22 protein-coding genes are annotated in these 26,538 nt (G+C 66.0%); 10 read left to right on the top strand and 12 right to left on the bottom strand.

Translation table 11 applies throughout. The annotated features are described in order from the left end of the window. Positions 1 to 46: 46 nt before the first annotated feature. The 3 genes from E8L99_RS02675 to E8L99_RS02665 all read right to left on the bottom strand — a co-directional run bounded on the left by E8L99_RS02675 (position 47) and on the right by E8L99_RS02665 (position 2,279). Positions 47 to 1,072 carry an amino acid ABC transporter substrate-binding protein gene (locus E8L99_RS02675; RefSeq protein WP_137098094.1) on the bottom strand — a complete coding sequence of 342 codons (1,026 nt, stop codon included), beginning with the start codon at positions 1,070 to 1,072 and terminating at the stop codon, positions 47 to 49. A 62-nt stretch (positions 1,073 to 1,134) separates the two neighbouring features. Beyond that, positions 1,135 to 1,773, bottom strand: a complete 639-nt coding sequence (locus tag E8L99_RS02670) for a L,D-transpeptidase (protein WP_391527468.1) — start codon at positions 1,771 to 1,773, stop codon at positions 1,135 to 1,137. A gap of 11 nt (positions 1,774 to 1,784) precedes the next feature. Then, positions 1,785 to 2,279, bottom strand: a complete 495-nt coding sequence (locus tag E8L99_RS02665; protein WP_137098093.1) for a hypothetical protein — start codon at positions 2,277 to 2,279, stop codon at positions 1,785 to 1,787. Between the two features lie 287 nt (positions 2,280 to 2,566). Between E8L99_RS02665 and E8L99_RS02660 the strand changes: the two genes are divergently transcribed. After that, positions 2,567 to 3,025 (top strand): DUF3237 domain-containing protein, encoded by a 459-nt coding sequence (locus E8L99_RS02660; protein ID WP_168201531.1) that lies wholly within the window; start codon positions 2,567 to 2,569, stop codon positions 3,023 to 3,025. 60 nt (positions 3,026 to 3,085) lie between these two features. Then, entirely contained in the window at positions 3,086 to 4,066 is a 981-nt protein-coding gene (locus E8L99_RS02655) for a Bug family tripartite tricarboxylate transporter substrate binding protein (protein ID WP_137098092.1), read from the top strand. A gap of 13 nt (positions 4,067 to 4,079) precedes the next feature. Here E8L99_RS02655 and E8L99_RS02650 read toward each other — a convergent pair whose 3' ends face one another. Both E8L99_RS02650 and metC read right to left on the bottom strand, forming a co-directional pair. Next, the gene (locus E8L99_RS02650; RefSeq protein WP_137098091.1) at positions 4,080 to 4,955 is read right to left on the bottom strand and encodes a LysR substrate-binding domain-containing protein; all 876 of its coding nucleotides are present in this window, start codon (positions 4,953 to 4,955) and stop codon (positions 4,080 to 4,082) included. Positions 4,956 to 5,025: 70 nt separating this feature from the next. Beyond that, positions 5,026 to 6,189, bottom strand: coding sequence for a cystathionine beta-lyase (gene metC, locus E8L99_RS02645; RefSeq protein WP_137098090.1), 1,164 nt, complete (start codon positions 6,187 to 6,189; stop codon positions 5,026 to 5,028). A 100-nt stretch (positions 6,190 to 6,289) separates the two neighbouring features. Between metC and E8L99_RS02640 the strand changes: the two genes are divergently transcribed. Further along, a complete protein-coding gene (locus E8L99_RS02640; RefSeq protein ID WP_168201530.1) occupies positions 6,290 to 8,770 on the top strand; it encodes a methyl-accepting chemotaxis protein in 2,481 nt (826 codons plus the stop codon). Positions 8,771 to 8,984: 214 nt separating this feature from the next. Here the strand turns inward: E8L99_RS02640 and E8L99_RS02635 are convergent, their stop codons facing one another. Both E8L99_RS02635 and ppk2 read right to left on the bottom strand, forming a co-directional pair. Continuing rightward, positions 8,985 to 9,818: an FG-GAP repeat domain-containing protein gene (locus tag E8L99_RS02635; protein ID WP_137098088.1), complete on the bottom strand. Its 834-nt coding sequence runs from the start codon at positions 9,816 to 9,818 to the stop codon at positions 8,985 to 8,987. Positions 9,819 to 9,931: 113 nt separating this feature from the next. Then, complete coding sequence (ppk2, locus tag E8L99_RS02630) at positions 9,932 to 11,014, bottom strand: polyphosphate kinase 2 (protein WP_137098087.1); 1,083 nt, start codon at positions 11,012 to 11,014, stop codon at positions 9,932 to 9,934. 142 nt (positions 11,015 to 11,156) lie between these two features. On the opposite strand from ppk2, the gene E8L99_RS02625 reads away from it, so the two are divergent. Together E8L99_RS02625 and uvrB are read left to right on the top strand one after the other, a co-directional pair. Further along, complete coding sequence (locus E8L99_RS02625; protein WP_137098086.1) at positions 11,157 to 11,375, top strand: YgaP family membrane protein; 219 nt, start codon at positions 11,157 to 11,159, stop codon at positions 11,373 to 11,375. Between the two features lie 85 nt (positions 11,376 to 11,460). Next, entirely contained in the window at positions 11,461 to 14,076 is a 2,616-nt protein-coding gene (uvrB, locus tag E8L99_RS02620; RefSeq protein ID WP_137098085.1) for an excinuclease ABC subunit UvrB, read from the top strand. 11 nt (positions 14,077 to 14,087) lie between these two features. On the opposite strand, the gene E8L99_RS02615 is transcribed toward uvrB, so the two are convergent. After that, positions 14,088 to 15,140, bottom strand: coding sequence for a hypothetical protein (locus tag E8L99_RS02615; protein WP_137098084.1), 1,053 nt, complete (start codon positions 15,138 to 15,140; stop codon positions 14,088 to 14,090). 377 nt (positions 15,141 to 15,517) lie between these two features. Here E8L99_RS02615 and E8L99_RS02610 point away from each other — a divergent pair, with 377 nt between their 5' ends. Both E8L99_RS02610 and E8L99_RS02605 read left to right on the top strand, forming a co-directional pair. Next, entirely contained in the window at positions 15,518 to 15,823 is a 306-nt protein-coding gene (locus tag E8L99_RS02610; RefSeq protein ID WP_137098083.1) for a GIY-YIG nuclease family protein, read from the top strand. 262 nt (positions 15,824 to 16,085) lie between these two features. Then, the gene (locus tag E8L99_RS02605; protein ID WP_137098082.1) at positions 16,086 to 16,478 is read left to right on the top strand and encodes a hypothetical protein; all 393 of its coding nucleotides are present in this window, start codon (positions 16,086 to 16,088) and stop codon (positions 16,476 to 16,478) included. A gap of 12 nt (positions 16,479 to 16,490) precedes the next feature. On the opposite strand, the gene E8L99_RS02600 is transcribed toward E8L99_RS02605, so the two are convergent. Genes E8L99_RS02600 through E8L99_RS02590 form a run of 3 tightly spaced genes read right to left on the bottom strand, consistent with a single transcriptional unit; the run spans position 16,491 to position 19,258 of the window. Continuing rightward, positions 16,491 to 17,690, bottom strand: coding sequence for a BaiN/RdsA family NAD(P)/FAD-dependent oxidoreductase (locus tag E8L99_RS02600; protein WP_137098081.1), 1,200 nt, complete (start codon positions 17,688 to 17,690; stop codon positions 16,491 to 16,493). Further along, positions 17,687 to 18,412 carry a sterol desaturase family protein gene (locus E8L99_RS02595; RefSeq protein ID WP_168201529.1) on the bottom strand — a complete coding sequence of 242 codons (726 nt, stop codon included), beginning with the start codon at positions 18,410 to 18,412 and terminating at the stop codon, positions 17,687 to 17,689. The genes E8L99_RS02600 and E8L99_RS02595 overlap by 4 nt, the downstream gene beginning before the upstream one ends. Before the next feature lie 54 nt (positions 18,413 to 18,466). Further along, positions 18,467 to 19,258, bottom strand: coding sequence for an MOSC domain-containing protein (locus tag E8L99_RS02590; RefSeq protein WP_137098079.1), 792 nt, complete (start codon positions 19,256 to 19,258; stop codon positions 18,467 to 18,469). A gap of 172 nt (positions 19,259 to 19,430) precedes the next feature. Between E8L99_RS02590 and clpB the strand changes: the two genes are divergently transcribed. The 3 genes from clpB (at position 19,431) to trmFO (ending at position 24,541) form a co-directional block, all read left to right on the top strand. Beyond that, positions 19,431 to 22,028 carry an ATP-dependent chaperone ClpB gene (clpB, locus tag E8L99_RS02585; protein WP_137098078.1) on the top strand — a complete coding sequence of 866 codons (2,598 nt, stop codon included), beginning with the start codon at positions 19,431 to 19,433 and terminating at the stop codon, positions 22,026 to 22,028. Between the two features lie 178 nt (positions 22,029 to 22,206). Then, positions 22,207 to 23,064, top strand: a complete 858-nt coding sequence (locus E8L99_RS02580; RefSeq protein ID WP_137098077.1) for a hypothetical protein — start codon at positions 22,207 to 22,209, stop codon at positions 23,062 to 23,064. A gap of 58 nt (positions 23,065 to 23,122) precedes the next feature. Then, positions 23,123 to 24,541: a methylenetetrahydrofolate--tRNA-(uracil(54)-C(5))-methyltransferase (FADH(2)-oxidizing) TrmFO gene (gene trmFO, locus E8L99_RS02575; protein ID WP_137098076.1), complete on the top strand. Its 1,419-nt coding sequence runs from the start codon at positions 23,123 to 23,125 to the stop codon at positions 24,539 to 24,541. A 3-nt stretch (positions 24,542 to 24,544) separates the two neighbouring features. On the opposite strand, the gene E8L99_RS02570 is transcribed toward trmFO, so the two are convergent. Further along, positions 24,545 to 26,485 carry a M23 family metallopeptidase gene (locus E8L99_RS02570; protein WP_137098075.1) on the bottom strand — a complete coding sequence of 647 codons (1,941 nt, stop codon included), beginning with the start codon at positions 26,483 to 26,485 and terminating at the stop codon, positions 24,545 to 24,547. Between the last annotated feature and the right edge of the window lie 53 nt (positions 26,486 to 26,538).

The following is a 26,538-nucleotide window of genomic DNA, read 5'->3' as shown; positions in this document are numbered from 1 at the left end:
CCACCAGCGCAGATGCGCGCGAAATGTCAACGCGCAGGCAGGCGCCCTAGCGCAATGGCGGCGCGTAGAGAATGCCGCCCATGGTCCAGAGCTGGTTGAGGCCGCGCGGGATGCCGAGCCGCGAATTGGCGCCGACATTGCGCTCATAGACCTCGGCATAATTGCCGACGGCGCGGACCGAGCGGATCGCCCAGGCATTGTCCAGCCCCAGATCGCGGCCGAGATCGCCCTCCGCGCCGGTGAAGCGGCGCACGGCCGGCTTGGTCGATGCGAGCGCTTCCGCAACCGTGGCCCGCGAAATGCCGAGCTCCTCGGCATTGACGAGGGCATGGCCGACCCATTTCACCGCGTTGAACCAGACGAGGTCATCATTGCGCACCACGGGGCCGAGCGGCTCCTTGGAGATGATGTCCGGCAGGATCAAGGCATCGCCGGGCTTCGGCAACTGGAGGCGCATGGCATAGAGGCCGGACTGGTCGTTGGTGAGCACGTCGCATGCCCCGCCAGCGAGCGCCGCCAGCGCTTCCGCCGCTGTTGGATAGGCCTTGATCTCCATCTGCATGGAATTGGCGCGGAAGAAGTCGACGACATTCGGTTCGCCGCTGGTGCCGGTCTGCACGCAGATCTTGGCGCCCGTGAGCTCCAGCGCCGAAGTGATATTGGGCCGGCGCATCACCAGAAATCCCTGGCCGTCATGATAGGTGATGCCCGCGAACAAGAGGCCGAGCTTGGCCTCGCGCTCCAGCGTCCAGGTCGAGTTGCGCGACAGGACGTCGATCCGGCCCGCTTTCAGGGCATCGAAACGTTCCGCGGCCGACAGGGGCACATAGGTCACCTTGGCGGGATCGTCGAAGATCGCGGCGGCAAGAGCCTTGCAGAAATCGACATCGAAGCCCGACCACTCGCCCTGGGCATTGCGGTCGGAGAAGCCCGGAAGGCCCTGGCTGACACCGCATTGGAGGGTGCCGCGCTGGCGCACGGTGTCGAGCGTTCCAGCCGCGGCGACCGCCGGAACCGACAGGGTGGCTAGCGTTGCGAGCGTGCGCAGAAGTCGGAAAGCCCTCACCGTCATGGCGGCATGTCTCCTCGGAAGTGTTCTGGGGCTTGCGGCGGGCGGTCCCCGCCGGGCCGATGTCACAGGCTCGCGGCGTGGCGGATGATCACCTTGGTGCCCACCGAGACCCGTGAATAAAGATCGATCACGTCGCCATTGGCGAGGCGGAAGCAGCCGGACGAGACCGCATGGCCGATGGTCTCCGGCTGGTTGGTGCCGTGCACGCGGTAGACGGTCGATCCGAGATAAAGCGCGCGCGACCCCATCGGATTGCCGGGGCCACCTGCCATGAAGCGCGGCAGATAGGGCTGGCGCTGGATCATTTCCGGCGGCGGCGTCCAGTCCGGCCATTCGGCCTTGCGCGAGATGCGCACGAGCCCCGACCAGGTGAAGCCCTCGCGGCCGACACCGATGCCATAGCGCAGTGCCCTGTTGTTGCCGAGCACGACGTAGAGGAACCGCTCGGAGGTATGGATGACCATCGTGCCGGGCGCCTCGGTGGTGCGGAAGAACACCACCTGCCGGGCAAAGGGCCCCTCCTGGATCGTCACCTCCTCGGTTGAGACACGGCCGGGCTCATCGCCGACCGACAAGGTCTCGCGCTGCGCCGAGGGCGGTGCGGGCTGTCCCATGGCGGGGCCCGCCACGGATGTTGCGGCAGCGGCGAGGGCGAGAGCCAGAAGCGAACGGCGAGCCGGCAGGGGGCTGGACGCTGTCATGCGGGGGCCTTTCAGGAGCGACGGGCTGCGGTGGCGGGAGCCGACGGGCAGCGCAGATAGACGAAGGTGCCGTAGCGGGCGTGCACATCGGGCGCCACGAACCGCATGACGATCTCGTTGTCGGTGAGCGAGATGATCTCGCGATCCTGCTCGTGGGGCGAGGGCACGCCGTAGCCGAGATAGGTCTTGCCGTCGGAAGCCCCTTTCAGCGTCAGCTCATAGAGCTGCGCGTCATCGGCCATATGCATCATCACGCCATCGGTCGGCCCGCGGGTGATCACATAGGGTGTCCGGCAATGGAGCCTCGCCATGGCCTCGGTGCGCCGCCGGTCACGCTCCTCGCGGAACGAGGCGATGCCCCAGGTGCCGACCAGCCGGTCGACCGGATAGGCGGCCGGCATGAGCGTGGGGCGCTGCGGCGCAACCGTCTGCTGGGGCGCGGATGCACAGCCTGCAAGGGCGAGGCCCGCGACGAGGGCCGCTGCCAAGCGTGCCTGCGACGTCATTGAAAGATCAACCGACACGATCGTGCTCCCCTTGCCGCCGGTCTCTCTGCGGGACCTGAGCGTTCCATGATGCCATGACATTCCAATGGCGCAACTGGCAGTTTCCCCTTCGTCAGCGCTGTCGTCACCCGTCCATCGATCAAGGCTTGCACAAGCTCCGGTGCCGGCCAGGCGGGAGGCCGGATCCGGAGCCAGCGGATCCTTGCGGCTGGGTCGAACGGCCAGCCAATCGTTATTGACAATAACTATTTCCGATGATGAGTTTTGCCTCCAGCCGGAGACCCCCCATGCCCGCGCCGAGCCTCGTCCCCGTCTTTTCGATCGCCGCCGAGGTGGCGCCGGCTGTCGAGGTCGGGATGACGCCGGTTGGCGAGCGCCGGCTGATCCCGATCCTGGGCGGCGAGGTCACCGGCCCCCGGCTGTCGGGCAAGGTCCTGCCCGGCGGCACCGACTACCAGTCGATCCGCGATGCTGGCCTCGCCGACATCCATGCCCGCTATGTCATCGAGACCGCGGACGGCGCCCGCATCTATGTCGAGAATACCGGCATCCGGCGCGGCCCCCCGGATCTGATCGCGAGATTGCGCCAGGGCGAGGTCATCGATGCCTCAAAGATCTATTTCCGCACCGTGCCGCGCTTCGAGACGGCGTCGCCCGACCATTTGTGGCTGATGCGCTCGATCTTCGTCTGCGTCGGCACCCGCCTGCCGGACCGCGTGCTGCTCGACATCTACGAAGTCGGATAACCGGCTCGATCCCGGCGAGCGGCCGCCGTCTTCACAAGCAAAGCCGCAGGGGAGGACATCGTGACCATTCTGTTCCGCGCGGCCGCGGCCGCCTTGACGCTTCTGGCCGGCCTTGCGCCCGGCAGCTTGACCGAGGCCCAGGCCCAGGGACAGCGCACCATCAGCCTCGTCGTCGGCTTCGCCGGCGGCACCGCGCCGGACACGCTGGCGCGCATCCTCGCCGAATCCATGCAGCGCAACGGCAATGCCAGCGTCGTGGTGGAGAACGTGCCGGGCGCCGGCGGACAGGTGGCCTCGGCCCGCGTTGCGCGCGCCGCGCCCGATGGCGCCACCATCCTGCTCGGTGAGGTCGGTTCGGTCGCCATCGCGCCCTTCGCCTTCACCTCGCTGCCCTATGATCCCGCCCGCGACTTCACCTATGTGAGCGAGGTTGCCCGCACCAATTTTGCCTTCGTGGTGCCGGCGCAGAACGGCCCGGTCTCGATCGCCGCCTTCATCGAGGCGGCCAGGAAGGCTGACCGCACCCTGCTCGGCACATTTGGGGTCACCAGCCCCGGCCATATCGCGGCAGAACTCTTTGCCCAGAGCGCCGGCTTCAAGGGAGAGCCCGTCCATTACCGCGCCGTCGCGGATGGCATTGGCGACATTGCCCGCGGCCAGACCGCCGGCGCCTTCCTGTCGATCCCGCTGGCGGCCGCCCAGGCTCGCTCCGGCGGCATCCGTGCCCTGGTGCAGACCGGGGCCACCCGTGCCGACATGCTGCCCGACGTGCCGACGGCCCGCGAAGCGAACGTGCCGGATCTGGCGATGTCGTCCTGGTTCGTGCTGATGGTGCCGGCCGCCGTCCCGGCCGCGACGGTTGCCGAGATCCACCGTGTGGCCGCTGCCGCGTTGAAGGACAGCGCTGCCCTGGAGCGGCTGCGCGGCGCGGGCTTCGAGGCGGTGGGTTCCAGCCCGGACGAGGTGAGGGCCATGGTGGCGCGCGAACGCGACCGCTGGAAGCCGGTGATCGAGCGCGCCGGCATCCGCATCACCAATTGAGGCGAGCGGATCGCTAGCGCGTGGCCATGAGCGCATCGATCATGGCGCGCACCAAGTCGGATTTTGGCCGGTCCGGCGGCAGGATCAGGAGCGAGCGGATCGGCGCTGCCGGTTCGAAGGGTCTGAGGACCAGGCGCGACTGGTCATGGCCGGCGGCGCCATAGCGCGAGACGAAGCCGATACCGACGCCTTCCGACACCAGCGCGCAAACGGTCGCGGCATAGATCGTCTCGACCACGATGCGCGGGCGTATGCCGGCCTGGTCGAAGATCCGGTCGATGCGCTGGCGCGCGCGGTCTTCCGGCACATAGGCGATCATGGGCTCGCCCTCGAGATCGGCCGGTGTGATCACCGCCTTTGCCGCGAGCCGGTGACCGACGGGGAGCGCGCAGACCGCATCGGGCGCGACGAACAGCTGGTGCTGGACGCCGGTCGTGTCGATCTCGTCGGCGGCAAGCCCGAGGTCGAAGGCGCCGGAGGCCACCTGATCGCGGATCTCGCGCGATGCGGCGACAATCAGCGTCACCGCGATGTCGGGATGGGTCTGGCGGAACCGCGCGATCGCCCTGGGCACCAGCGACGACCCGAGAGCTGAGAGCGAGCCGATGCGCAACTGTCCCGAGCCATGGTCGCGGATGCGGGCTGCAGCGGCGCGCAGCGTGTCGATGCCACGGAACGAGGCTTCGACTTCGGTGAAGAACTGATGCGCCTCGGGCGTCGGCACCAGCCGGTTCTGCACGCGGGCGAACAGCTGGAAGCCCAGGGCCTTTTCCAACTCGGCCAGCGAGCGCGATACCGCCGGCTGGGTGACGCCGAGAATGTCGGCGGCCCGCGAGGCGGTTCCGGCACGCATTACGGCGGCAAAGGTTTCGAGCTGGCGGTGGTTCATGGGGAAGAGGTCGCCGGGTGGCGGCGAAGAGTCAATCGCAAGCAGCGCCGCTGTGCCAGGTCCTCCCGCCTCAGCCGGCAAGCACGGCGAGCATGTGCTGAAGGTCGGCCCAGAGGTCTTCCGGGTCTTCCAGCCCGATGCTGATCCTGAGCAGCGGGCCCTTATGAGGCCAGGGCGTGACCGAGCGATCCTGACCGATAAGCTGCGGCGCGAGCAGGCTGCGTGTGCCGCCCCAGGACGCGCCGATGGCGAAGACCTTCAGCGCGTCCATGCCGGCCGCCAGCCGCTCCGCTGCCGCTGGCTTCAGCACCACGCTGAACAGGCCGGACGCGCCCTTGAAGTCGCGCAGGAAGACTTCGTGTCCGGGGCAGGAGGGCAGCGCCGGATGCAGCACCTTCTCGATCAGCGGCGAGGCGGCGAGCCGGCGCGCCATGTCCACCGATACCCGGCCCATATGGGCGAGCCTGACCGCCATTGTCTCGATGCCGCGCAGGGCCAGCGCCGCCTCGTCGGGCGAGACGCCGATGCCGAGCATGCCCAGCACATCCTTGATCTTCTTGCGGATGCCGAGATCCCGCACAGAGATCGAGCCGAGCAGCAGGTCGGAATGGCCGCCGACATATTTGGTCAGTGCTTCCGAGACGATGTCCGCGCCATGGTCCAGCGGCTTGAACAGGAGCCCCGTCGCCCAGGTATTGTCGATGCCGACCAGCGCGCCGCGCGCATGGGCCGCCTCGGCGATGGCGGGCAGGTCCTGCACCTCCATCGTGCCTGATCCCGGCGATTCCACCCAGACCAGCCGGGTGCGATCGTCGATCAGGTCGGCGATCCCGGCGCCGATCATCGGGTCATAGACGGCGAAGGCGATGCCACGCGGTCTCAGATATTCGGCGCAGAAATTCCGGACAGGCGGATAGACATTGTCCGGGATCAGGACCCGGTCACCCGGAGTGAGCAGGCCGAGGAACACCATCGACACCGCTGCTTGGCCGGATGGCACCAGCATGGTCCGCTCGGCCCCATGCAGAGCCGAAATTTGCGCCTCCAGCGTGCGCGTCGTCGGGGTGCCGTGCAGTCCATAGGTATAGCCGTCCGGGCCCCGGTGCTTGCGATCCAGGAACGACTGTGCGTCGGGATAGACGATGGTCGAGGCGCGATAGGTCGGAACGGCCAGGCTGGCAAAGCCGTCGCGGGAAATGTGCGGGTGTTGCACGCAGAGGGTGTTGTCGCGCATGGGGGGCCTCGATGACTGCCCACACAGGAGCGCCTGCGGCGCGCCGTGGCAATTGAGCGGCGCACATAACCTCATGCGGAAAGCTGATAGGCCCGTCGGATTGGCCTTCTCTTTCCGTAAGGGTGACCCGACATTTCATGGGACTGATAACATAGGGTGCCCAAAATGGCGGCAAATAAAATCCCATCAAATTCTTTGCCGTAACAGATTGTTATTCATGATCTGCAACATTGATTCCGTTCTCCTGGGGTCATCGGCGATGTTGAATTTGCAGAACTGGTCGATCGGTCGGAGGATTGCGCTCGCAGTCTCCGTGCCCATGCTCTCCGCCATCGGCTTCGGCGGTTTCATCATCGCGGACGATTGGCGATCGCTCGACAGCGCGCGCAACATGGCGATGGTCGCGGCATCCGGCCCCCATTTCGGCGTGTTCATCCATGAGTTGCAGATCGAGCGCGGGCTTACCAACACGATGATGCGCAATCCGCAGAACCAGGCGGCAGCGCAGGCCCGTAGCGCCCAGATGGTGAAGGTCGACGCGGCCCTGACGGGGCTGCGCAGCGCGGTCCAGGCCAGCGTCGCGGAGGCCGGCTCCAGCGCAGAGGCGGCCCGGCAGGCTCTCACCAGGACCGAAGATCTTGCACCGCTCCGCCAGCTTGTTGCCGCCGGCTCGATCGAGCCAGCCGCTGCGGTTGGTCGCTATACCGCCATCGTCGAGGCCGCCATGGCGCCAGTGGAGGCTCTGGCCCGCCACAGCCAGGTCGGCCAGACCGCCCGTGCCGTGATCGTCTATTCCAGCATGCTCCGCGCCAAGGAAGCTGCGGGCCTCGAACGTGCAACGGGCGCCGGCGCCTTCACCTCCGCCGGCTTTGCCAAGGACATATTGCCCCGGTTCGTTGCCCTCGGCGCCATGCAGGAGAGCTTCCTCGCCGTCGCGCAGCGCTATGGCACGAACGAGCAGACCGCCCTGATCCAGACTCTTGGCCGATCACCGGCGGCCGAGGCCGTGAAACGCCTCCGCCCCGTCGCGGCCGCGGCCGCCTTGAACGGCGACAAGGGCGTGGAGCCCTTGGAATGGTTTCGCATCTCCACAGCCTATATCGAGGGCATGAAGGGGCTGGAGGAGCGCTTTGCCTCAGACCTGATCGCCGCCGTTGCCATTTCTGCCGGCGAAGCGCGGAGCCGGCTGGTCACGGCGATCGGCCTGGTCATCGCGATCAGCCTAGCGGCTGGCATTGCGGCCTTTGCAGCGGCCCGCTCCATTACCCGCCCGCTCAATGTCCTGACCACCCATATGGCGAAGCTCGCCCGTGGCGATACTTCCGACCAGCTCCCCGGCGCCGATAGCACCAACGAAATCGGCGCCATGAGCCGGGCTGTTGCGGTGTTCCGCGAGAATGCCCTGGCCCGCGTCAGTCTGGAAGAAGAGGCCGAGCTTGAACGTCAGCGCGAACTCCAGCGTCAGGGCGTCCTGGTCGACCTGATCGGCCGGTTCCGAGCCTCGATTGCCGACGTGGTTGCCACCGTCGAAACGGAAACCGGCAATATGCGATCGACGGCGACGACCCTGACCTCCGTTGCCGGTCAGGCGTCCGATAAGGCGCAGTCCGCCAGGGACGCGTCGAACGAGTCCTCGATCAACATTCAATCCGTCTCGGCAGCAGCCGAGGAACTGATCACCTCCATCACCGAGATTTCGACCCAGATCCATTCGACCACGACCTGCCTGGCCCGCGCGACGGAAGTGTCGCGCAGCACCGATCGCGACGTCTCAGGACTGGCCGAACTGGCCCAGAAGATCGGCGCGATCATCGACATGATCCGCACCATCGCCGAACAGACGAACCTTCTGGCGCTGAATGCCACGATCGAGGCGGCACGAGCCGGCGAGGCGGGACGCGGCTTCGCGATCGTTGCAGCTGAGGTCAAGACCCTGGCCGGTCAGACAGCCAGGGCCACCGATGAGATTGCCGGTCAGGTCAGCGCCATCCAGTCGGCGACACACAATGCCGTCGCGGCCATTCGGGCAATCGGTGCCACGGTTGAAGAAATCGATGGGCTCACGGGATCCATTGCCGCGGCCGTCGAGGAGCAGAGCGCGGCGACGCAGGAGATCGCGGCCGCCATTGCCCGCGCCTCGGACGGCTCAACCGTAGCCTCCGAGAATGTCGCGGAAGTCGCGGGTGCCATTCAGAAGACCAGCGGCGAAGCCGGGCGTGTGTCGAGTGCCAGCCAGCTGCTGTCGGACGCGGCGCACTCCCTCGCTGCGAGCGTCGACACATTCCTGACCGAAGTTGCCCAGGACGTGAAGGAGCGCCGCTCGGCTGTCCGCCGCCGTGCGACCAAAGGCATCGTGGCGTTGCGGGATGGCAGCCGTCATCCGGTCGCGATCGCCAACATTTCGGAAACCGGCGCCAAGATCGCTAGCCTGCCAGGCCTCGAAACCGGCAAGCCGCTGACGCTGGTCCTGAGCGATGGCACCGAGGCGCATGCCAAGGTGGTCTGGGCCAAGGACGGCGAGGTCGGCATCCAGTTCGACATGCCCTTGAGCGAGAGTGCCGAACTGAAGCGGGTCGCCTGATCGTCCCCGCTCAGGCCCCGCGCCTGTGCTCCGGATGCACGGTCTTGCCGAGAATGCCGCAGGCGGCCTGCTGGAATCGCTGCTCACCGTTAGGAGTGGCGGGTTGTTGGACGCGCCGGGGATCCCCAAGGGCTGATGGCCGTGGACCGGCTCCGGCGGCCCAAGGCAATTGCCCGATGCTGATAACCTCGCGCGCAAAGCAGAGGGATCGCGGTCAGCCAGGGCTCAGCACGAGCGTGACCGTTCTGCGGTCCTGAAGCTGCACCACGGCCTCGTGGCCGTTCATCGGCTCAACCCGCACGATCGGGCTCGGCACTGCCGTCCGCGCGACGATCCGGCCCCGTCCGCCGGCAAAGCTGACCGCCGCAAGGCTCGTACGGTCCTGCACAGGAAGAACGATCTCGGGGCGACCGTCGCCATCGATATCGCTGATGCGCGCCAGGTCGAGGTCGCGTGACCCGATGACGTGATTGGTGACGCCGTCGAGCCGCGCCACCTCGACGAGGGCGCCGGCCTGCAGCCGGTAGAGCCGCAGCGAACCCGCGATATGCGGCGTGATCACCGCGGCAACCAGCGGCCCACCATCTCCGGTGAAATCCGCGACCCCGACAGGGTTGAGCCACCGATTGGGCATGCCGATCGGCTGACTCTCGGCAAGTGGCGCAATGCCTGTCTCGCTGATGCGATAGACGGCCAGTGCCGCACCGTGCCTGAGGCTGGACTTGACGACGATGGCCTCGGGACGCCCATCGCCGTCGATGTCCTCCAACCTGACTCGGCGGTCCTCGAACACGGCATCCTGCGGGAGAGTGACGTGAAACTGCCGTCCGCCGCGGTCCACGACGAATCCGCCCGCCTCAATGGCATCGCCGAGGACGCCGTGGGCATAGCGGGTGGTCGGATCGACCAGCCAGGCCGACAGGCCGCCGTGCATCGTCGTCTCGGTATCCGGCAGTCTCCGACGCGGCGCCTCGGCCGTCGCCGATGCGGTCGCGACAATCAGGCCTGCGACGGCTAGGCGGCGAGAGAGGGCAGGCGATTCGTTCATGGCGCGAGGCCTCAGGGTCCAGCCAGGCACGTCACTTCAACGCGCCCAGATACTGGAATACGACCTTGCGAGGCGAAACGTTTCATCCTTTCTGCAGCCGACTCGTCATAGCCTCAGACCCCGCGCCTGAGCTCCGGATGCACGGTCTTGCCGAGAATGCCGCCGTCGCGGCCGATGACATGGCTGGTCGAGCCGACGATCAGCGGATCAGGATGGACCGCCACGCTGGTGTCTTTGTTCGGATAGGGCAGCGATGACAGGAAATGCTGCATGCAGGCGAGCCGCGCCCGCTTCTTGTCGTCCGACTTGATGATCGTCCAGGGCGCATCGGCGGTGTCCGTGTAGAAGAACATCGCCTCCTTGGCCTCGGTATAGGCGTCCCACTTGTCGAGCGAGGCCCGGTCGATCGGCGACAGCTTCCACTGCTTGAGGGGATCGGTCTCGCGCGCCTCGAAGCGCTGGCGCTGCTCGTCGCGCGACACCGAGAACCAGTATTTGAACAGCCGGATGCCCGAGCGTGTCAGCATCTGCTCGAACTCGGGGCACTGACGCATGAACTCGAGATAGTCGGTGGGTGAGCAGAAGCCCATGACCCGCTCGACGCCGGCCCGGTTGTACCAGGAGCGGTCGAACAGGGCGAGCTCACCGGCCGCCGGCAGATGGGCGATATAGCGCTGGAAATACCATTGCGTGCGCTCACGTTCATTCGGCTTGGCGAGAGCCACGACGCGCGCGGTGCGCGGATTCATGTGCTCCATGTAGCGCTTGATCGTGCCGCCCTTGCCCGCGGCATCGCGGCCCTCGAACAGCACGACGATCCGCTCGCCGCTCTCCTCGATCCAGCGCTGCGCCTTGAGCAATTCGCGCTGCAGCTCGACCATGTGCGCCTCGTAAGGCTTGGTCTGCATGCGGGTCGCGTAAGGATATTCGCCGCTCTCGAACAGGCGGCGGATCACCGCTGGATCGCGCTTCATCTGCGCGAGATCGGAACGGGTGCGCGCCGGTTTGCGCGCCGGCTCGGAGGATCCGACCGCACCGGCTGCCGCCGTGATCGCGCCGACCCCCTCCAGCGGCTCGACCGGGTCTGCGACTGGCCCTGCCAAAGCGGCCTGCGGCACCGGCGATGCCGGAGCGCTGGTGGTCTCGCGGGGAGTCGTCTTGCCGTTGCGCGCCGAGGTGGGTCGTGTGCCGGTCATTCTGCCGCTGTCTCCTGCTGAACCCACCCAGAATGATGATTGCGTGACGCTGCGCCATGCTCTGGATCAATTGACGACCGGCCGATATGTCTTTTTATTTGCGTATCTTCAGATATATTGAATTAATCAACAGGAGGCTCTCATGGCCAATGTCGGCAGCACTGATCGCATCATCCGCATCGTCGTCGGTATCATTCTCATCGCGGTGGCCTTGGTGCCCGCTCTCGCCGCCCTGCTGGCCGGGCTCGGCAAGTGGATCTGGGTCCTGCCGGTGGTGGGCGCCGTGATGATCGCCACCGCCTTCATGCGGTTCTGCCCGGCCTATACGCTGCTTGGCATCAACACCTGCGGCACGAAATAGCGTCCCGCAAACAATCGAGGGTGCGGCGACCGGACCTGTCGCCGTACCCCTTCCGTTCCCACGATTCGGTCGCCATATTCGGCCGATGTCGAAAGCACCCAGATCCCCCGCGCCGAAATCCAAGGCTCCCCGCTCCAAGGCCTCCAAGCCGGAGCTGAAGCCGCTTGGGCCGGCGCTGGCCGATCTGCTGAATCCCGCGATCAACCGCGGCACGGCCGGCCTCGGCTCGGGCACCGGCCCGTCCGCCGGCTTCTCTGAAGCCCCGCAGGCCGCCTTCAAGGCGGAAGCGACGCTCGCCGACAAGGCGCTGGCCCATCGCCTCGGCATCAATGTCGAGCAGGCCCAGGCCCTCGACATCGAGAGCGAGATCGGCACGTCCGGCGTCACCGCCACGGTCAAGGCGCTGGAGCGGCTGATCCAGGAGGGCCGGCCCGAGGTCAACGGCCAGGTCTGGCTGCCGCACAAGCCGGCCCGCCCCGACAAGTGGGAGGGCGGCAAGCATTTCGAGCTGGTGTCGGAATATTCCCCGGCCGGCGACCAGCCCACCGCCATTGCCGAGCTCGTCACCGGCATCAAGGCCGGCGAGCGCGACCAGGTGCTGCTCGGCGTCACCGGCTCGGGCAAGACCTTCACCGCCGCCCAGATCATCAACGAGACCCAGCGCCCGGCGCTCGTGCTTGCCCCCAACAAGACGCTGGCGGCCCAGCTCTATGGCGAGTTCAAGAGCTTCTTCCCGAACAATGCGGTGGAATATTTCGTCTCCTACTACGACTATTACCAGCCGGAGGCCTACGTTCCGCGCTCGGACACCTATATCGAGAAGGAATCCTCGATCAACGAGCAGATCGACCGCATGCGCCACTCGGCGACGCGCGCCCTGCTCGAACGCGACGACGTGATCATCGTCGCCTCCGTCTCCTGCATCTACGGCATCGGCTCGGTGGAGACCTATACCGCCATGACCTTCGGCGTGAAGGTGGGCGAGAAGATCGACCAGCGCCAGCTGATCGCCGACCTGATCGCGCTGCAGTACAAGCGCATCCAGATGGACTTCGCCCGCGGCACGTTCCGTGTCCGCGGCGACACGATCGAGCTGTTCCCGGCCCATCTGGAAGACCGCGCCTGGCGCATCAACCTGTTCGGCGACGAGGTGGAATCGATCGCCGAGTTCGATCCCCTCACCGGCCAGAAGAATGCCGACCTCTCCTTCGTCAAGGTCTACGCCAATTCGCACTATGTGACCCCGCGCCCGACGCTGGTCCAGGCGATTTCCGGCATCAAGGAGGAGCTGCGCTGGCGCCTTGAGGAGCTGAACAAGGCGGGACGCCTGCTGGAGGCGCAACGGCTGGAGCAGCGCACGCTCTATGACCTCGAAATGATGGAGGCCACCGGCTCCTGCGCCGGCATCGAGAACTATTCGCGCTGGCTCACCGGCCGCCGCCCCGGCGAGCCGCCGCCGACCCTGTTCGAATATGTCCCCGACAATGCGCTGATCTTCGTCGACGAGAGCCACGTCACCGTGCCGCAGATCGGCGGCATGTATCGCGGCGACTTCCGGCGCAAGGCGACGCTGGCCGAATATGGCTTCCGCCTGCCCTCCTGCATGGACAACCGTCCGCTGCGCTTCGAGGAATGGGAGGCCATGCGGCCGCAGACCGTCCATGTCTCGGCCACCCCCGGCCCCTGGGAGATGAACCAGACCGGCGGCGTCTTCGCCGAACAGGTGATCCGCCCGACCGGGCTGATCGACCCGCCCTGCGAGATACGCCCCGCCCGCACCCAGGTCGACGATCTCATCGGCGAGGTGAAGGCCACGACCGCCGCCGGCTATCGCTCGCTGATCACCGTGCTCACCAAGCGCATGGCCGAGGACCTGACCGAATATCTGCATGAGCAGGGCGTGCGCGTGCGCTACATGCATTCCGACATCGACACGATCGAGCGCATCGAGATCCTGCGCGACCTCCGTCTCGGCGCCTTCGACGCGCTCGTCGGCATCAACCTGCTGCGCGAGGGGCTCGACATTCCGGAATGCGCGCTGGTCGCCATTCTCGATGCCGACAAGGAGGGCTTCCTGCGCTCCGAGACCTCGCTGATCCAGACCATCGGCCGCGCCGCCCGCAATGTCGACGGCCGCGTGCTGCTCTATGCCGACCACATGACCGGCTCGATGGAGCGCGCGCTGGCCGAGACCAGCCGAAGGCGGGAGAAGCAGCTCGCCTACAATGCCGAGCACGGCATCACGCCGCAGACCATCAAGCGCGCCATCGCCCAGATTCTCGACAGCGTCTACGAGAAGGACCACGTCACCGTCGATGCGGGCCTGACGAAGTCCGGCGCCGCCGTCGGCCACAATCTCGCGGCCGTCACGGCGGATCTGGAAAAGCGGATGCGCGAGGCTGCCGCCGACCTCCGCTTCGAGGACGCAGCCCGCCTGCGCGACGAGCTCAAGCGCCTGCGTGAGACCGAGCTTGCCGTGATGGACGACCCCATGGCCCGGCAGGAGGCCGTGGACGACAAGACGGGGGGTTACAGGGGCGCCCGGAAATACGGCTCATCGGCCAACCTCCCGCCGACCCGGGCGGCGAAGCCGGGGCTGGACAGCATGGGCCCGGGCACGGATCGCGAAGTGCCGGTGGGGGGCGAGGTCAGGAAGAAGGGCGGCGGCTGGAAGCCGAAGGGGAAGGGACGGGGGAGGTGAAACCTCGCCTACTATCTGTCTCTAACGTCAATTAGTATCGCACTTGTAATCGTCTTGTCGCGATTCCGTACGAACCGGACCGTTGCTGTCGTTGCATCTTTATCAATCGCTTCCAGTATTTTCTTCCGCAACCGGCCTCTCATGTCCACTGGAACGGAGAATGTTATTCTATAGACACCAATATCAGTCACATCGCACTTGCCATAACCAGCATCTCTATCATAAGCAAACATTCTCAGTTCATGGACTGCCTCAATCTCATCAATGACTCGATCGTTGATATTTTGGATAGCTTCAGAATCAAACGTTGCTATCGGTCGCTCCCTTCCGACTTGGAGCGACATAATGGTCGCGGATCGCCTGAGGGGTAATCCGATTTCTTCGACTTGCGGGCGGACTTTTGTTGTTAATTGAACCAACTTACTATTGTCAATTTGTTCTAATTTTTGTCGCACTTCACTGAAGTCAGCCTCTCGCCTCGCGCTTTCCTCAAATTCATTTTTGGCATCTGTCAATTCACTCACCGTATTCTTTTGTCTGTTAAACAGCTCGCTCTTCTTATCAAGCGATTCCTTGAGCAACTCCAACGCAAGGTTGGTGGTCATGTTTCCAGATTCAACAACATCTTTTAGAATTTTGTGTCGTTTTGTTTCTTCTTTTGTCTGCTTGGTCCGCTCTTTCTCCATGTCAAGCGAAACCTTCGCAAGCTCAAGAGCGAGTTTATCGGATTTAGGCAAAATTCCTTTTATAATATGTATAACATATTTCAAAAGAACATCTAATGGGATTCCCTTTAGCTGAGCTGCAATATTTGCAGCTTCTGCCGCTATTGGAACGATGATATCAAGAGGAAAGGAACCCTTTTCTGGCGCCTTAATTACAAGATCAACGTAGTTTTTGCTTCCGATTTTCTGAGGAACGTGGCCGCTGCGTCGAAAAATCTCGACAGTCGAAACCAATCGGGCGAAAGCATAACTTGCGCGGCTGAATTCGTAGAAATGAAGAGATCCTTCTGACGCCAGTCCGCCATCATAGATCAGTTTCAACGTCGTTGGTTCTGCCATTATATTCCCCCATCTCTAGAGACTGTGCGAGTTTTGGGCAGACAGTCAAGAAATTTGCCCCTCCCCCAGATCTGCTTGCCACGTGTCCAGCGCGTCGCGCTTGTTCCTGATGCCTCCCTCCAGACGCGCGGCGCCGCCGCCAATTGCGCCGGGCGCACTCTCTCCTGACCTCATCCTGAGGTGCGAGGGAGTGCAGCGACCGAGCTTCGAAGGATCTCTTTGCCCCCGCAAGCGCGATGCAGTCGGGCAGGCGGAAGCCGATCCTTCGAGGCTCGCTGGCGCTCGCACCTCAGGATGAGGTGGGGAGAGGTTGCGCCTGCCTGTGCACTGGACGAGGACGGATTGCCTATTCGAACGAGCGATGGGAGCATTCACCCATGCCCGCCTACGTCTACATCCTGCGCTGCCGTGATGGCTCGTATTATGTGGGATCGACCCGCAGCGAGGATGTCTCGCGCCGGCTACATGAACATCAGACGGGTGCGTATGGCGGCTACACCTCCACGCGGCTGCCGGTGGAACTGGTCTGGTCGAACGGGTTCGAGCGGATATCCGACGCGGTGGCGTTTGAGCGGCAGGTGAAGGGCTGGAGCCGGGCCAAGAAGGAAGCGCTGATTGCCGGCGACTGGGATCGACTGCCGACGCTCGCATCGAGAGCGAAGCGGCAAGGCTCAGACGGGTAATGCGCACTCCCTCCATACCTCATCCTGAGGTGCGAGGGAGCAAAGCGACCGAGCCTCGAAGGACGTCTTTGCCGTCGCAAGCGCAATGCCGCCGGACAAGCGGAAGGCGATCCTTCGAGGCTCGCTGACGCTCGCACCTCAGGATGAGGACGGGAGAAATGGCGCAGTTTGAGTGGCAAGCAGACAGAATAGGCTGATCGCCCCCCTGAACCTTTTCCCATCCCACCGCGACCCATGGGTCCCTGATCCACCGGAGCCCACCATGTCCCGCCCGCTGCTCGCCGCTCTCCTCGCCGCCCTGGCGCTCGCCGTCCTCGCTCCCGCCGCCTCCGCCCAGACGCCCGGCGCCGCCGCCGATCTCGCGGGACGCTGGACCTCCGACACGCGCGACGAACGCGGCATGGAGATCCGCACCGAGGGCGCGCGCATCGCCGCGGTGCGTCGGTGGCGCACCGACGGCACGCTCTGCACCCAGGCCCTGACCGGGACCTACGATCCTGCCCGCCGCAGCGCCTCGCTCGCCCAGAACAGCAAATGCGAGAATGGCGCCAACGGCACCGCCCCGGCCTGCGCCCTGCGCGTCACCGCCAGCGACCGCCTGGTCCTGACCTGCCCCGACTTCAATCCCCGCACCTTCCGCCGCGCCGCGCGCTGACGTCCGGCGGGCTCACACCGCCTGGCCGGCCGCCCAGCCCGATGACCAGGCCCACTGGAAATTGTAGCCGCCGAGCCAGCCGGTGACATCGACGACCTCGCCGATGAAGTGCAGGCCGGGAACGCTGCGGGCTTCCATCGTCTTCTGGTCGAGGTCGCGGGTGTCGACGCCGCCAAGCGTCACCTCCGCCGTGCGGTAGCCCTCCGAGCCATTGGGCACGACCTTCCAGGCATTCACCCGGTCGGCGAGCTTGGTCAGCACCTTGTCGGAGAGATCGGCAAGATTGCCGGTGATCCTCTCGTCCTCGACGATGACCTGGGCGAGCCGCTTCGGCAGGATCTCGGCCAGCGCCGTCTGCGCCGCCTGCCGGCCATAGGTCGAGCGGGCCTTGCGCATGTGCCCGAGCACGTCGGTGCCGGGCGCCAGCGCGACCTCGATCGCCTCGCCCTCGCGCCAATAGCTCGAAATCTGCAGGATCGCCGGACCCGACAGGCCGCGATGGGTGAACAGCACGGCCTCCTCAAAGCGCGTCTTGCCGGAGGAGACCGCGGCGGGATCGGCGGCGATGCCGGCGAGCGGGCTCAATGTGTGGAGGAGGTCGGGTGAGAAGGTGAGGGGCACGAGGCCGGCGCGGGGCTCGACAATCGCCAAGCCAAACTGGCGGGCGAGATCATAGCCGATGCCGGTCGCGCCCATTTTCGGGATCGACTTGCCGCCGGTGGCGACCACAAGAGACTTGCAGGTGACCGCCCGCCCGGAGAGCGTCAGGGCAAAGCCGCTCTCGGTCTTCTCGACTGCGTCGATGGAGGTTTCCAGCGCGAGATCGACGTTCGCCTCCGCCATCTCCTCGCGCAGCATGGCGATGATCTCCATCGCCGAGCCGTCGCAGAACAATTGCCCGAGCGTCTTCTCGTGCCAGGGGATGCGGTGCTGGTCGACCTTCTTGATGAAGTCGTGCTGGGTGTAGCGGGTCAGCGCGGAGATGCAGAAGCGCGGATTGTCGGAGATGAAGGCCTTCGGGCTGCAGCCGAGATTGGTGAAGTTGCAACGGCCACCGCCGGAAATGCGGATCTTCTCGCCGGGCTCATCGGCATGGTCGATGATCAGCACCTTGCGGCCGCGGCGGCCGGCCTCGATGGCGGCCATCATGCCGGCAGCGCCGGCGCCCAGCACGACGACGTCGACCCGGTGGGGCGTGGGGGCGCGGCTCACTGGGGCGACTTGGTGGTGGACGAGTCTTCGGTCGGCGCGTCCGGGCGCTTCAGATAGGGGTAGCGGTCTGCGAAGGCGCCGGTATAGCCAAGATTGCGCACGGTTGGGGAGCGCTTCAGCTCCTTCTTGTCGCCGACAATCGTGCCGAGCAGGCGATCGGCCACCGACGAGGTGATGCCGAAATTGCGGTTCTCGTCGACATAATGATGGATCGCGTGGGCCTGCCGCCGCATGCGGAAATAGTGCGACTCGAAATCGTAGTCCATGTGGCAGGCGAAGTGGACGACCTCGTAGAAGGCGAACAGCGCGAAGGCGATGCCGACCATGGGGGCGGGCTGGATGCCGATGGCCCAGGCGATCGTGCCGATGACGCCAACCAGCAGCACCGTGCTTGCCGGATGGGCCAGGATGACGGTCGGGTCTTTCGGCTCCATGTGGTGGGCATAGTGCACGCGGTCCCAGAACTGGGCCGTTGCCGGCGTCTTCGCCAGCACCAGGATGTGCAGGACATATTTGTGCACGACGAACTCAACGACGGGCATGGTCGCAATGCCGAGGACCACCGCGAACAACGTCCAGAAAAGGCCGGCGGTCGGCAGGGCATAGAGGAAGAAGGCAGCCGAGAGGGCGGCATAGAGCAGCACGGCGAAGCGCGGCTCGCGCTGGCGCACCACGACCATGGTGTCGCGGCCAAGCGCCGGAATTTCTGCGATCAAGGACATCGGGGCATTCCTGTTGTGATCCGCCGGCATATTAGCCTGCGGCACTGGCCCGCGTCACGACTGCGATGGAGCGGGGCCCGTGACCGATAGCCTATCCTGCACTGCAATGCGCCCGCTTTCGGTCACTTCGCAGTAAATGCCGCAATCGGCATGGCCATAGGTGCGCATGAGGAAGGCCGGGATCATCAGGTCGCGGACAGCGGTCGCCGGGTTGACGGTGGTCGCGGCGCAGCGCTCGGTGCGCTTCAGGCCCTTGAGGCGCGTGCCGCCGAGGTTGATCTCCTGGCCGACCCACTCGAACTCGGAAAAGGCCGTGATACCGTCGATATAGACATTGGCGCGGAAGCGGATGGGATCGATCGCCATGCCGGTCTCCTTCTCCAGCGCGCGGACAGTGGCGAGATTGATGATGGAGACGAAGCCGGAGCGCGAATCCATGAAGCGGAAGGCGGGCGGGGCTACGAGGACCTTCGGCTCGCCGGCCAGATCCTTGGCCAGGAACATGCGGAAGAAGGCCTCGATGGCGGAGCGCCCTTCGGCCGTCGAAAGGTCGCCGCGAGCCGCCTCGATCTCGTCGGCGACAATGGACAGCTCGCCGGTCACGTCGTCATAGCGGGTGCGGAGTTTGGCCAGCGCCGCCTGCCGGGCGAGGACCAGGAACTTGGTCTTCGCCTGGTGCTCGGGGGCGGCGGCATCGAAGCCGGAGGGGCCGTTCTCGATGGCGAAGAGGCGGTCGCCGGGGAAATGGCGACTCTTTTCGAGCAAGGCCTCGGTGAGCGGCTCGGCCGAGAGGCCCTTGACGGGGTAGCGATAGAGGGCGGCGATACGGGGGGATTGTTCGGTCATCGGTTTGACGTGGCGCAAGGCGCTGAAATGGTCAAGCGCGCCCTCTTTCAACTCGCGCGACACTTCCCATATCCGGCGTGATCCGGTCGCTTCGGGGCCGGGCCACACCATTGGTCGGACGCTGTCTGCGGGCTCATCAGAGACGCATGTGGCGGGCATCAGGAGAGACCCTATGAACTTCGAGAAATATACCGAACGCGCCCGCGGTTTCGTGCAGTCGGCGCAATCGCTGGCCACCCGCGAAGGCCATCAGCAATTCGCCCCCGACCATCTTCTGAAGGTGCTGCTCGACGACCCCGAGGGTCTGTGCGGTGGCCTCATTCGTGCGGCCGGCGGCCAGCCGCAGGTGGCGCTCATGCAGACCGAGGCGGCGTTGAAGAAGCTGCCGAAGGTCCAGGGTTCGGGTGCCGGCCAGCTCTATCTGGCGCCGGGCACCGCGCGCGTCTTCACCGCGGCCGAACAGGCCGCCGAGAAGGCCGGCGACAGCTTCGTCACGGTCGAGCGGATGCTGCTTGCGCTGGCGCTGGAAAAGGACACCGAGGCCGGCAAGGCACTGGCGTCGGCCGGCATCAATCCACAGGGGCTGAACAAGGCGATCGAGGGCCTGCGCAAGGGGCGCACCGCGGATTCGGCCTCCGCCGAGAACGCCTATGACGCCTTGAAGAAATATACCCGCGACCTGACCCAGGCGGCGCGCGACGGCAAGCTCGATCCGGTCATCGGCCGTGACGAGGAGATCCGCCGCACCATTCAGGTCCTGTCGCGGCGCACCAAGAACAATCCCGTCCTGATTGGCGAACCCGGCGTCGGCAAGACCGCCATTGTCGAGGGTCTGGCGCTGCGCGTCGTCAACGGCGACGTGCCGGAGAGCCTGAAGGACAAGCAGATCCTGGCGCTCGACATGGGCGCGCTGATCGCGGGTGCCAAATATCGCGGCGAGTTTGAGGAGCGGCTGAAATCGATCCTCAACGAGGTGACCTCGGCTGCCGGCGGCATCGTGCTGTTCATCGACGAGATGCACACGCTGGTCGGCGCCGGCAAGGCCGATGGCGCGATGGATGCCTCCAACCTCCTGAAGCCGGCGCTTGCTCGCGGCGAGCTGCACTGCATCGGCGCGACCACGCTCGACGAATATCGCAAGCATGTGGAGAAGGACGCGGCGCTGGCCCGTCGCTTCCAGCCGGTGCTGGTGTCGGAGCCGACGGTGGAGGACACCGTCTCGATCCTGCGCGGCCTGAAGGAAAAGTACGAGCAGCACCATCAGGTGCGGATCACCGACTCGGCGATCGTGGCCGCCGCCACCCTGTCGAACCGCTACATCACCGACCGGTTCCTGCCGGACAAGGCGATCGACCTGGTGGACGAGGCCTCGGCCCGCCTGCGCATGCAGGTGGATTCCAAGCCCGAGGAGCTCGACGAGATCGACCGGCGCGTCATCCAGCTCAAGATCGAGCAGGAAGCGCTGAAGAAGGAGAACGACGCGGCGTCCAAGGACCGGCTGAAGAAGCTCGAGAAAGAGCTGGCCGGCCTGGAGGAGGAGAGCGCCGCGCTCACCGCCCGCTGGAAGGCGGAAAAGGACAAGCTGGGCGCTGCCGCCGACATCAAGAAGAAGCTGGAAGAGGCGCGCAACACGCTCGCCAAGGCGCAGCGCGAGGGCGATTGGGCGAAGGCCGGCGAACTCTCCTATGGCGTCATTCCGGGCCTCGAAAAGACGCTGGCCGAGACCGAAAAAGTGTCGAGCCAGGCGATGGTGGAAGAGGCCGTCACGGCGGATCACGTCGCGCAGGTGGTCTCACGCTGGACCGGCGTGCCGGTCGACCGGATGCTGGAGGGTGAGAAGGACAAGCTCCTCCGCATGGAGGACGAGATCGGCAGGCGGGTCGTCGGCCAGGGCGAGGCGGTGAAGGCTGTCTCCACCGCGGTGCGCCGAGCGCGCGCCGGCCTGCAGGATCCGAACCGGCCGATCGGCTCGTTCATGTTCCTGGGGCCCACCGGCGTCGGCAAGACCGAGCTGACCAAGGCGCTCGCCGAATTCCTGTTCGACGACGAGACCGCCATGGTCCGCATGGATATGTCGGAATATATGGAGAAGCATTCGGTGAGCCGGCTCATCGGTGCGCCTCCCGGCTATGTCGGCTACGATGAGGGCGGCGCGCTGACCGAAGCCGTGCGGCGTCGGCCCTATCAGGTCGTGCTGTTCGACGAGATCGAGAAGGCGCATCCGGATGTGTTCAACATCCTGCTGCAGGTGCTCGACGACGGCCGCCTGACCGATGGCCAGGGCCGCACCGTCGACTTCCGCAACGTGCTGATCATCATGACCTCCAATCTCGGTTCCGAGCTTCTGGTCATGCAGGGCGAGGGCGAGCCGGTGGAACAGGTCCGCGACGGCGTGATGTCGATCGTGCGCGGGCATTTCCGGCCCGAGTTCCTCAACCGCGTCGACGAGATCATCCTGTTCGGCCGCCTGCAGCGCGAGCAGATGGGCCAGATCGTCGAGATCCAGCTGAAGCGTCTGCAGAAGCTGCTCGACGACCGCAAGATCGTCATCGAGCTCGACGCCCAGGCGAAGAGCTTCCTTGCTGACAAGGGCTACGATCCCGCCTATGGCGCAAGGCCCCTGAAGCGGGTGATCCAGAAGCAGGTGCAGGATCCGCTGGCCGAGAAGATCCTCGCCGGCGAGGTCAAGGATGGCGACCGGGTGACGGTCACCGCCGGCGCCGACCGGCTGTTCTTCGAGACCTCGCCGCAGGCGCTCGCGGCGGAGTGAGGCCGGTTCTTCACTGCTGAATGCAAAGGCCCTCGGGAAATCGGGGGCCTTTTGTTTGCTGCGTCCCCGCATCGTCTGAAACAGCCGCCACCGGGCAGCGGCAACGGCGGGAAAGGCTGCGGGTCTAGTCGGTTCGCCCAGACGCCCGCTCAGTGCGTGCGCCGACCGGATCGACCTCATGCTTTCCCGCCCCGTCTTTGCCTCTCTCGTCCTTGCCGGTCTCTGCCTTGCTATTGGCCAGCCTGCAATCGCCCGCGAACTCGGCACCGCGCCAGAACTTCGCGTTCTCGGATTCTCCGCCGATGGTCGGCATTTCGGCATCGAGCAATCGGGCGGTGACGGAGCCAGCGAGCGCGGCGCCTTTGCCATCGACGTCATCGACCGGAACACGGGCCGCTCTGCCACCGGCTTTCCGCGCGGCGTGACACAGCTCAGCTGGGATTCCGAGCCGAATGATGCCCGCCGCGAGGCAATGCGCGATTTCTCCTTCGACGAGGACAAGGATGACAGCATGCAGACGCCGGCGATCGTCGCCTGGGCGAGGGCCGCCGCCGCGCCGCGTCTCCAGGAGATCAGTCTGAGCGATCCCGGCCAGCGCCTTGCCGGGCGCAGCTGGACCGATCTCACCCGGATCAACGGGCCTATCCGCTTCATGACGCGGCCCGATATCATCGGCGCGCATCCCGGCGTGTCTATGAAATACACGCTGACAGCCCGCATGCCGGCGCCGCACGATCCGCAGCTCAGGTGTCGCGAACGGGAGGCCAGCGCTTCGGCCCGGCTCACCGTGACGCTGAAGCCCGAAATTCCGGCGTCGGACCGCGAGAGTGCGCGCCGCAATCCCCAGGCCTTCGCCGAGCAGAATGCGGTGATCGACTATGTCCTGCCGCCGAAGACCTGCGCCATCGGGGTGCACGTGACCGACGTCTACCGCAACAGCGATGCGACGACGCTCGGCGTCGTGGTGCTGGTCCTGCTCGACGTCGGCCACAGTGATTCCGGCGAATATCGCGCGGTGGCGTTTCCGCTGCGCTGACCCGAGTGACTAGGCCTCCTGCCTTGCTCCCACCACCAGCCCGGCCTAAAAGCCGCTCATGACCCAGATCTCCCCCATTCATATCGTTGGCGGCGGCCTCGCCGGTTCGGAAGCCGCCTGGCAGATTGCCCAGGCCGGCGTGCCCGTGGTGATCCACGAGATGCGGCCAGTGCGCGGCACCGATGCCCACAAGACCCAGGACCTGGCCGAGCTGGTCTGCTCGAACTCATTCCGCTCCGACGACGCCGAGACCAATGCGGTCGGCCTGCTGCACGCCGAGATGCGCCGCATGGGCTCGCTGATCATGGCGATGGGCGACGCCAACCAGGTGCCTGCAGGTGGCGCGCTGGCCGTCGACCGCGACGGCTTTTCGGCGGCAGTGACGGCGGCACTGGAGGCTCATCCGCTGGTCACGATCGAGCGGGGCGAGGTGGCGGGCCTGCCGCCCGCCGCATGGGACAAGGTGATCATCGCGACCGGGCCGCTGACCTCGCCAGATCTGGCGGAGGCGATCCTCAAGCTATCCGGCGAGACCTCGCTCGCCTTCTTCGACGCCATCGCGCCGATCGTCCATTTCGAATCCGTCGACATGGAGACCGCCTGGTTCCAGTCGCGCTACGACAAGGTGGGTCCCGGCGGCACGGGTGCCGACTACATCAACTGCCCGATGGACAAGGCGCAGTACGAGGCCTTCATCGACGCGCTGCTGGCCGCCGAGAAGACCGAGTTCAAGGAATGGGAGGGCACGCCCTATTTCGATGGCTGCCTGCCGATCGAGGTGATGGCGGAGCGCGGCCGCGAGACGCTGCGCTGGGGGCCGATGAAGCCGGTGGGGCTCACCAACAGCCACAATCCGACGGTGAAGGCCTATGCGGTGGTCCAGCTGCGCCAGGACAACAAGCTCGGCACGCTGTTCAACATGACCGGCTTCCAGACCAAGCTGAAATATGGCGAGCAGGCGAAAATATTCCGGATGATCCCGGGCCTGCAGAATGCCGAATTCGCGAGGCTCGGCGGCATCCACCGCAACACCTATCTGAATTCGCCGAAGGTTCTGGACGAGACGCTGCGGCTGAAGGCCGATCCGCGCATCCGGTTCGCCGGCCAGATCACGGGCTGCGAGGGCTATGTGGAGAGCGCGGCGATCGGCGGGCTGGTCGGCCGGTTCGCCGCCGCCGAGCGGCTGGGGCGCGCGATCGCGCTGCCGCCGGTGACCACGGCGCACGGCGCGCTGATCAACCACATCACCGGCGGTCACGTGACCACGATCGACGAGGGGCCGCGCTCGTTCCAGCCGATGAACGTCAATTTCGGCCTGTTCCCGCCCCTGACGGAAGCCGCCCCGAACAAGGGGCCGGACGGCGAGCGGCTGCGCGGCAATGCCAAGACCCAGGCGCGCAAGAAGGTGCTGTCGGCGCGCGCCATCGTGGATCTCGAGCGCTGGCTTGGCGCCAGCGGCCAGGTCGCGGCGGAATAGCGATCAGCGCCTGACCGACGCAGGAACCACTGCCGGCTGCGTCGGCGCGGGTGAAGCCGCGGTGACGCGCGCCTCGGCGCGGTCGCGGGTCATCAGATTGTCGACACGCTCGCGCTCACGGCGGAAGTCGGCCAGCATCCGGCCTTCCAGCTCGCGGCCACGCGGCACGCGTACGCGCATGGGATCGACGAAGCGGCCATTGACCATCACCTCGTAATGGAGATGGGGCCCGGTCGACAGGCCGGACGAGCCGAGATAGCCGATCACCTGGCCCTGGCGGACCCGCCGGCCATCCTCGATGCCGCGGGCAAAGCCTGACATGTGGGAATAGGTCGTGACATAGCCGTTGGCGTGCTCGATCTCGACGCGCCGGCCATAGCCGCTCGACCAGGCGGCCTTGATCACCGTGCCATTGCCGGCGGCCAGAATGGGCGTGCCGACGCGGTCGGCCCAGTCGACACCGGAATGCATGCGGAAATAGCCCATGACCGGGTGGCGGCGCATGCCGAATTCGGAGCGCATCTGGCCGGACACGATGGGCTTGCGGATGAGGAACTTGCGGGCCGACTTGCCGTTCTCGTCGTAATAATCGACGATTCCGTCGGCGGTCGAATGGAAGCGATAATAGCGCCGTGTCTCACCGCTTGCGGTCAGCGCCATGTAGAGAATGTCGCCGCGCCCGGCCTCTGTGCCTTCCTCATCCGAAGCATAGAACACCTCGAACAGGTCGCTCGGGCTCACGCGGCGGTTGAAGTCGACATCATGGGCGAAGACGCGGATCATCTCGTCGATGATCGGCTTGGGGATTTCCTGGCGCAGCGCCGTCTCATAGATGGCGTTGTAGAGGCGCAGACCCTGGCTGTCGTCGTCGTCCTCGGAATCCTGCGCGATGGTGGCGGCGTCGGTCGGGTCTTCCATCGCGACATAGCGGCCTTCGTCCGACAGCGCGACAGCGGCTTCCGGTCCCCGCTCGCCCATCAGGATGACGCGGGCGGGCTGCTGGCGGCCGCCCTGGCCCGCCGTGAACAGCACGCGCACACGCTGACCTTCACGCAGCGTGATCTCGCGGCCACCGCGGTTGAAGGCGGTGGCCACCAGGCGGGCATCGTCGCGGGTCGCGCCGAGCTCCATCAGGATGACGGTGACCGTGTCGCCGGATTTGGCCACCGCGCTCCGATCGGGTGGCGCCTGGTTCGGCGCGGCGGCTTCCGCGGCCTGCTTGGCAACGCGCAGGATGTTCGTCGCACCCTCGTCAGCAGTTGCATCGCTGGCCTGGCGGCCGAAGGACAGGGCGATCGGCAGGGCAATGGTCACCGGCTGGTCGCGCTGCGCCGACACCTCGCGAACCCGCGCCAGGATCTCGTCGGTGCCGAGCGTCATCATGGCGCGTTCCGCCGGCTGCAGTCCGGCGATCGGCTTGGTGACGACGGTCACCTCGCCATCGGTATTGTCTTCGCTCGGATCCTCGGCCCGTTCCGGCTGGTCGCCGGCGAGCAGGCGCATCGGATTGAACTCGGGAATGTCGTAATCGCCGCTGGAGCTCTGGATCAGGTTCGCGACCACGCGGGTGTGCGGACGGACGCGGATGATCTCGCGGTCGCCGACCGTCTGGGTCTGTGAGACGCGGATGGTCTGCTTGGAGGTGGAGAACAGGTCGGCGAGCGGGGTCAGCCTGTCACCCTTGCGGGCGGTGTTGGTGATTCGGTCGGCGGCCGTGCCGGGCCCGCGCGCCAGCGGCTGCATCAGCTCGGCGGGGGCAGGGGGCCTCGTCGGGTTCTCGAGCGCCGCCCAGACGGCGCCGCCCATCAGCCCGGCGCCGCAAAGCCCGGTCAGGACGGTGCCGGAAAACCAGCGCAGGTTGATGCCGCGTCCCTCGATGCCGCGACGCTGCGACCCGTCGACGGCCAGCGGCGGCTCGTCGCCAAGCACGGCGCTGGGCGCCATGCCTGCCGCCGGCATGCCTGCTGTCGAATGATGCGATCGACGGAAGGACGGCA

The sequence above is a fragment of the Phreatobacter aquaticus genome (assembly GCF_005160265.1).
Taxonomy (GTDB): domain Bacteria; phylum Pseudomonadota; class Alphaproteobacteria; order Rhizobiales; family Phreatobacteraceae; genus Phreatobacter; species Phreatobacter aquaticus.
This window is presented reverse-complemented; position numbering and strand designations above follow the sequence as displayed.

What these genes read in the sequence shown, in the direction of transcription:
- ppk2 (WP_137098087.1), bottom strand. Translation starts at nt 11,014, where the DNA reads ATGACCGGCACACGACCCACCTCGGCGCGCAACGGCAAGACGACTCCC.
- E8L99_RS02570 (WP_137098075.1), bottom strand. Translation starts at nt 26,485, where the DNA reads ATGGCGCCCAGCGCCGTGCTTGGCGACGAGCCGCCGCTGGCCGTCGAC.
- metC (WP_137098090.1), bottom strand. Translation starts at nt 6,189, where the DNA reads ATGCGCGACAACACCCTCTGCGTGCAACACCCGCACATTTCCCGCGAC.
- E8L99_RS02605 (WP_137098082.1), top strand. Translation starts at nt 16,086, where the DNA reads ATGTCCCGCCCGCTGCTCGCCGCTCTCCTCGCCGCCCTGGCGCTCGCC.
- trmFO (WP_137098076.1), top strand. Translation starts at nt 23,123, where the DNA reads ATGACCCAGATCTCCCCCATTCATATCGTTGGCGGCGGCCTCGCCGGT.
- E8L99_RS02635 (WP_137098088.1), bottom strand. Translation starts at nt 9,818, where the DNA reads ATGAACGAATCGCCTGCCCTCTCTCGCCGCCTAGCCGTCGCAGGCCTG.
- E8L99_RS02625 (WP_137098086.1), top strand. Translation starts at nt 11,157, where the DNA reads ATGGCCAATGTCGGCAGCACTGATCGCATCATCCGCATCGTCGTCGGT.
- clpB (WP_137098078.1), top strand. Translation starts at nt 19,431, where the DNA reads ATGAACTTCGAGAAATATACCGAACGCGCCCGCGGTTTCGTGCAGTCG.
- E8L99_RS02590 (WP_137098079.1), bottom strand. Translation starts at nt 19,258, where the DNA reads ATGACCGAACAATCCCCCCGTATCGCCGCCCTCTATCGCTACCCCGTC.
- E8L99_RS02610 (WP_137098083.1), top strand. Translation starts at nt 15,518, where the DNA reads ATGCCCGCCTACGTCTACATCCTGCGCTGCCGTGATGGCTCGTATTAT.
- E8L99_RS02615 (WP_137098084.1), bottom strand. Translation starts at nt 15,140, where the DNA reads ATGGCAGAACCAACGACGTTGAAACTGATCTATGATGGCGGACTGGCG.
- E8L99_RS02595 (WP_168201529.1), bottom strand. Translation starts at nt 18,412, where the DNA reads ATGTCCTTGATCGCAGAAATTCCGGCGCTTGGCCGCGACACCATGGTC.
- E8L99_RS02665 (WP_137098093.1), bottom strand. Translation starts at nt 2,279, where the DNA reads ATGACGTCGCAGGCACGCTTGGCAGCGGCCCTCGTCGCGGGCCTCGCC.
- E8L99_RS02675 (WP_137098094.1), bottom strand. Translation starts at nt 1,072, where the DNA reads ATGACGGTGAGGGCTTTCCGACTTCTGCGCACGCTCGCAACGCTAGCC.
- E8L99_RS02650 (WP_137098091.1), bottom strand. Translation starts at nt 4,955, where the DNA reads ATGAACCACCGCCAGCTCGAAACCTTTGCCGCCGTAATGCGTGCCGGA.
- E8L99_RS02580 (WP_137098077.1), top strand. Translation starts at nt 22,207, where the DNA reads ATGCTTTCCCGCCCCGTCTTTGCCTCTCTCGTCCTTGCCGGTCTCTGC.
- E8L99_RS02660 (WP_168201531.1), top strand. Translation starts at nt 2,567, where the DNA reads ATGCCCGCGCCGAGCCTCGTCCCCGTCTTTTCGATCGCCGCCGAGGTG.
- E8L99_RS02670 (WP_391527468.1), bottom strand. Translation starts at nt 1,773, where the DNA reads ATGACAGCGTCCAGCCCCCTGCCGGCTCGCCGTTCGCTTCTGGCTCTC.
- uvrB (WP_137098085.1), top strand. Translation starts at nt 11,461, where the DNA reads ATGTCGAAAGCACCCAGATCCCCCGCGCCGAAATCCAAGGCTCCCCGC.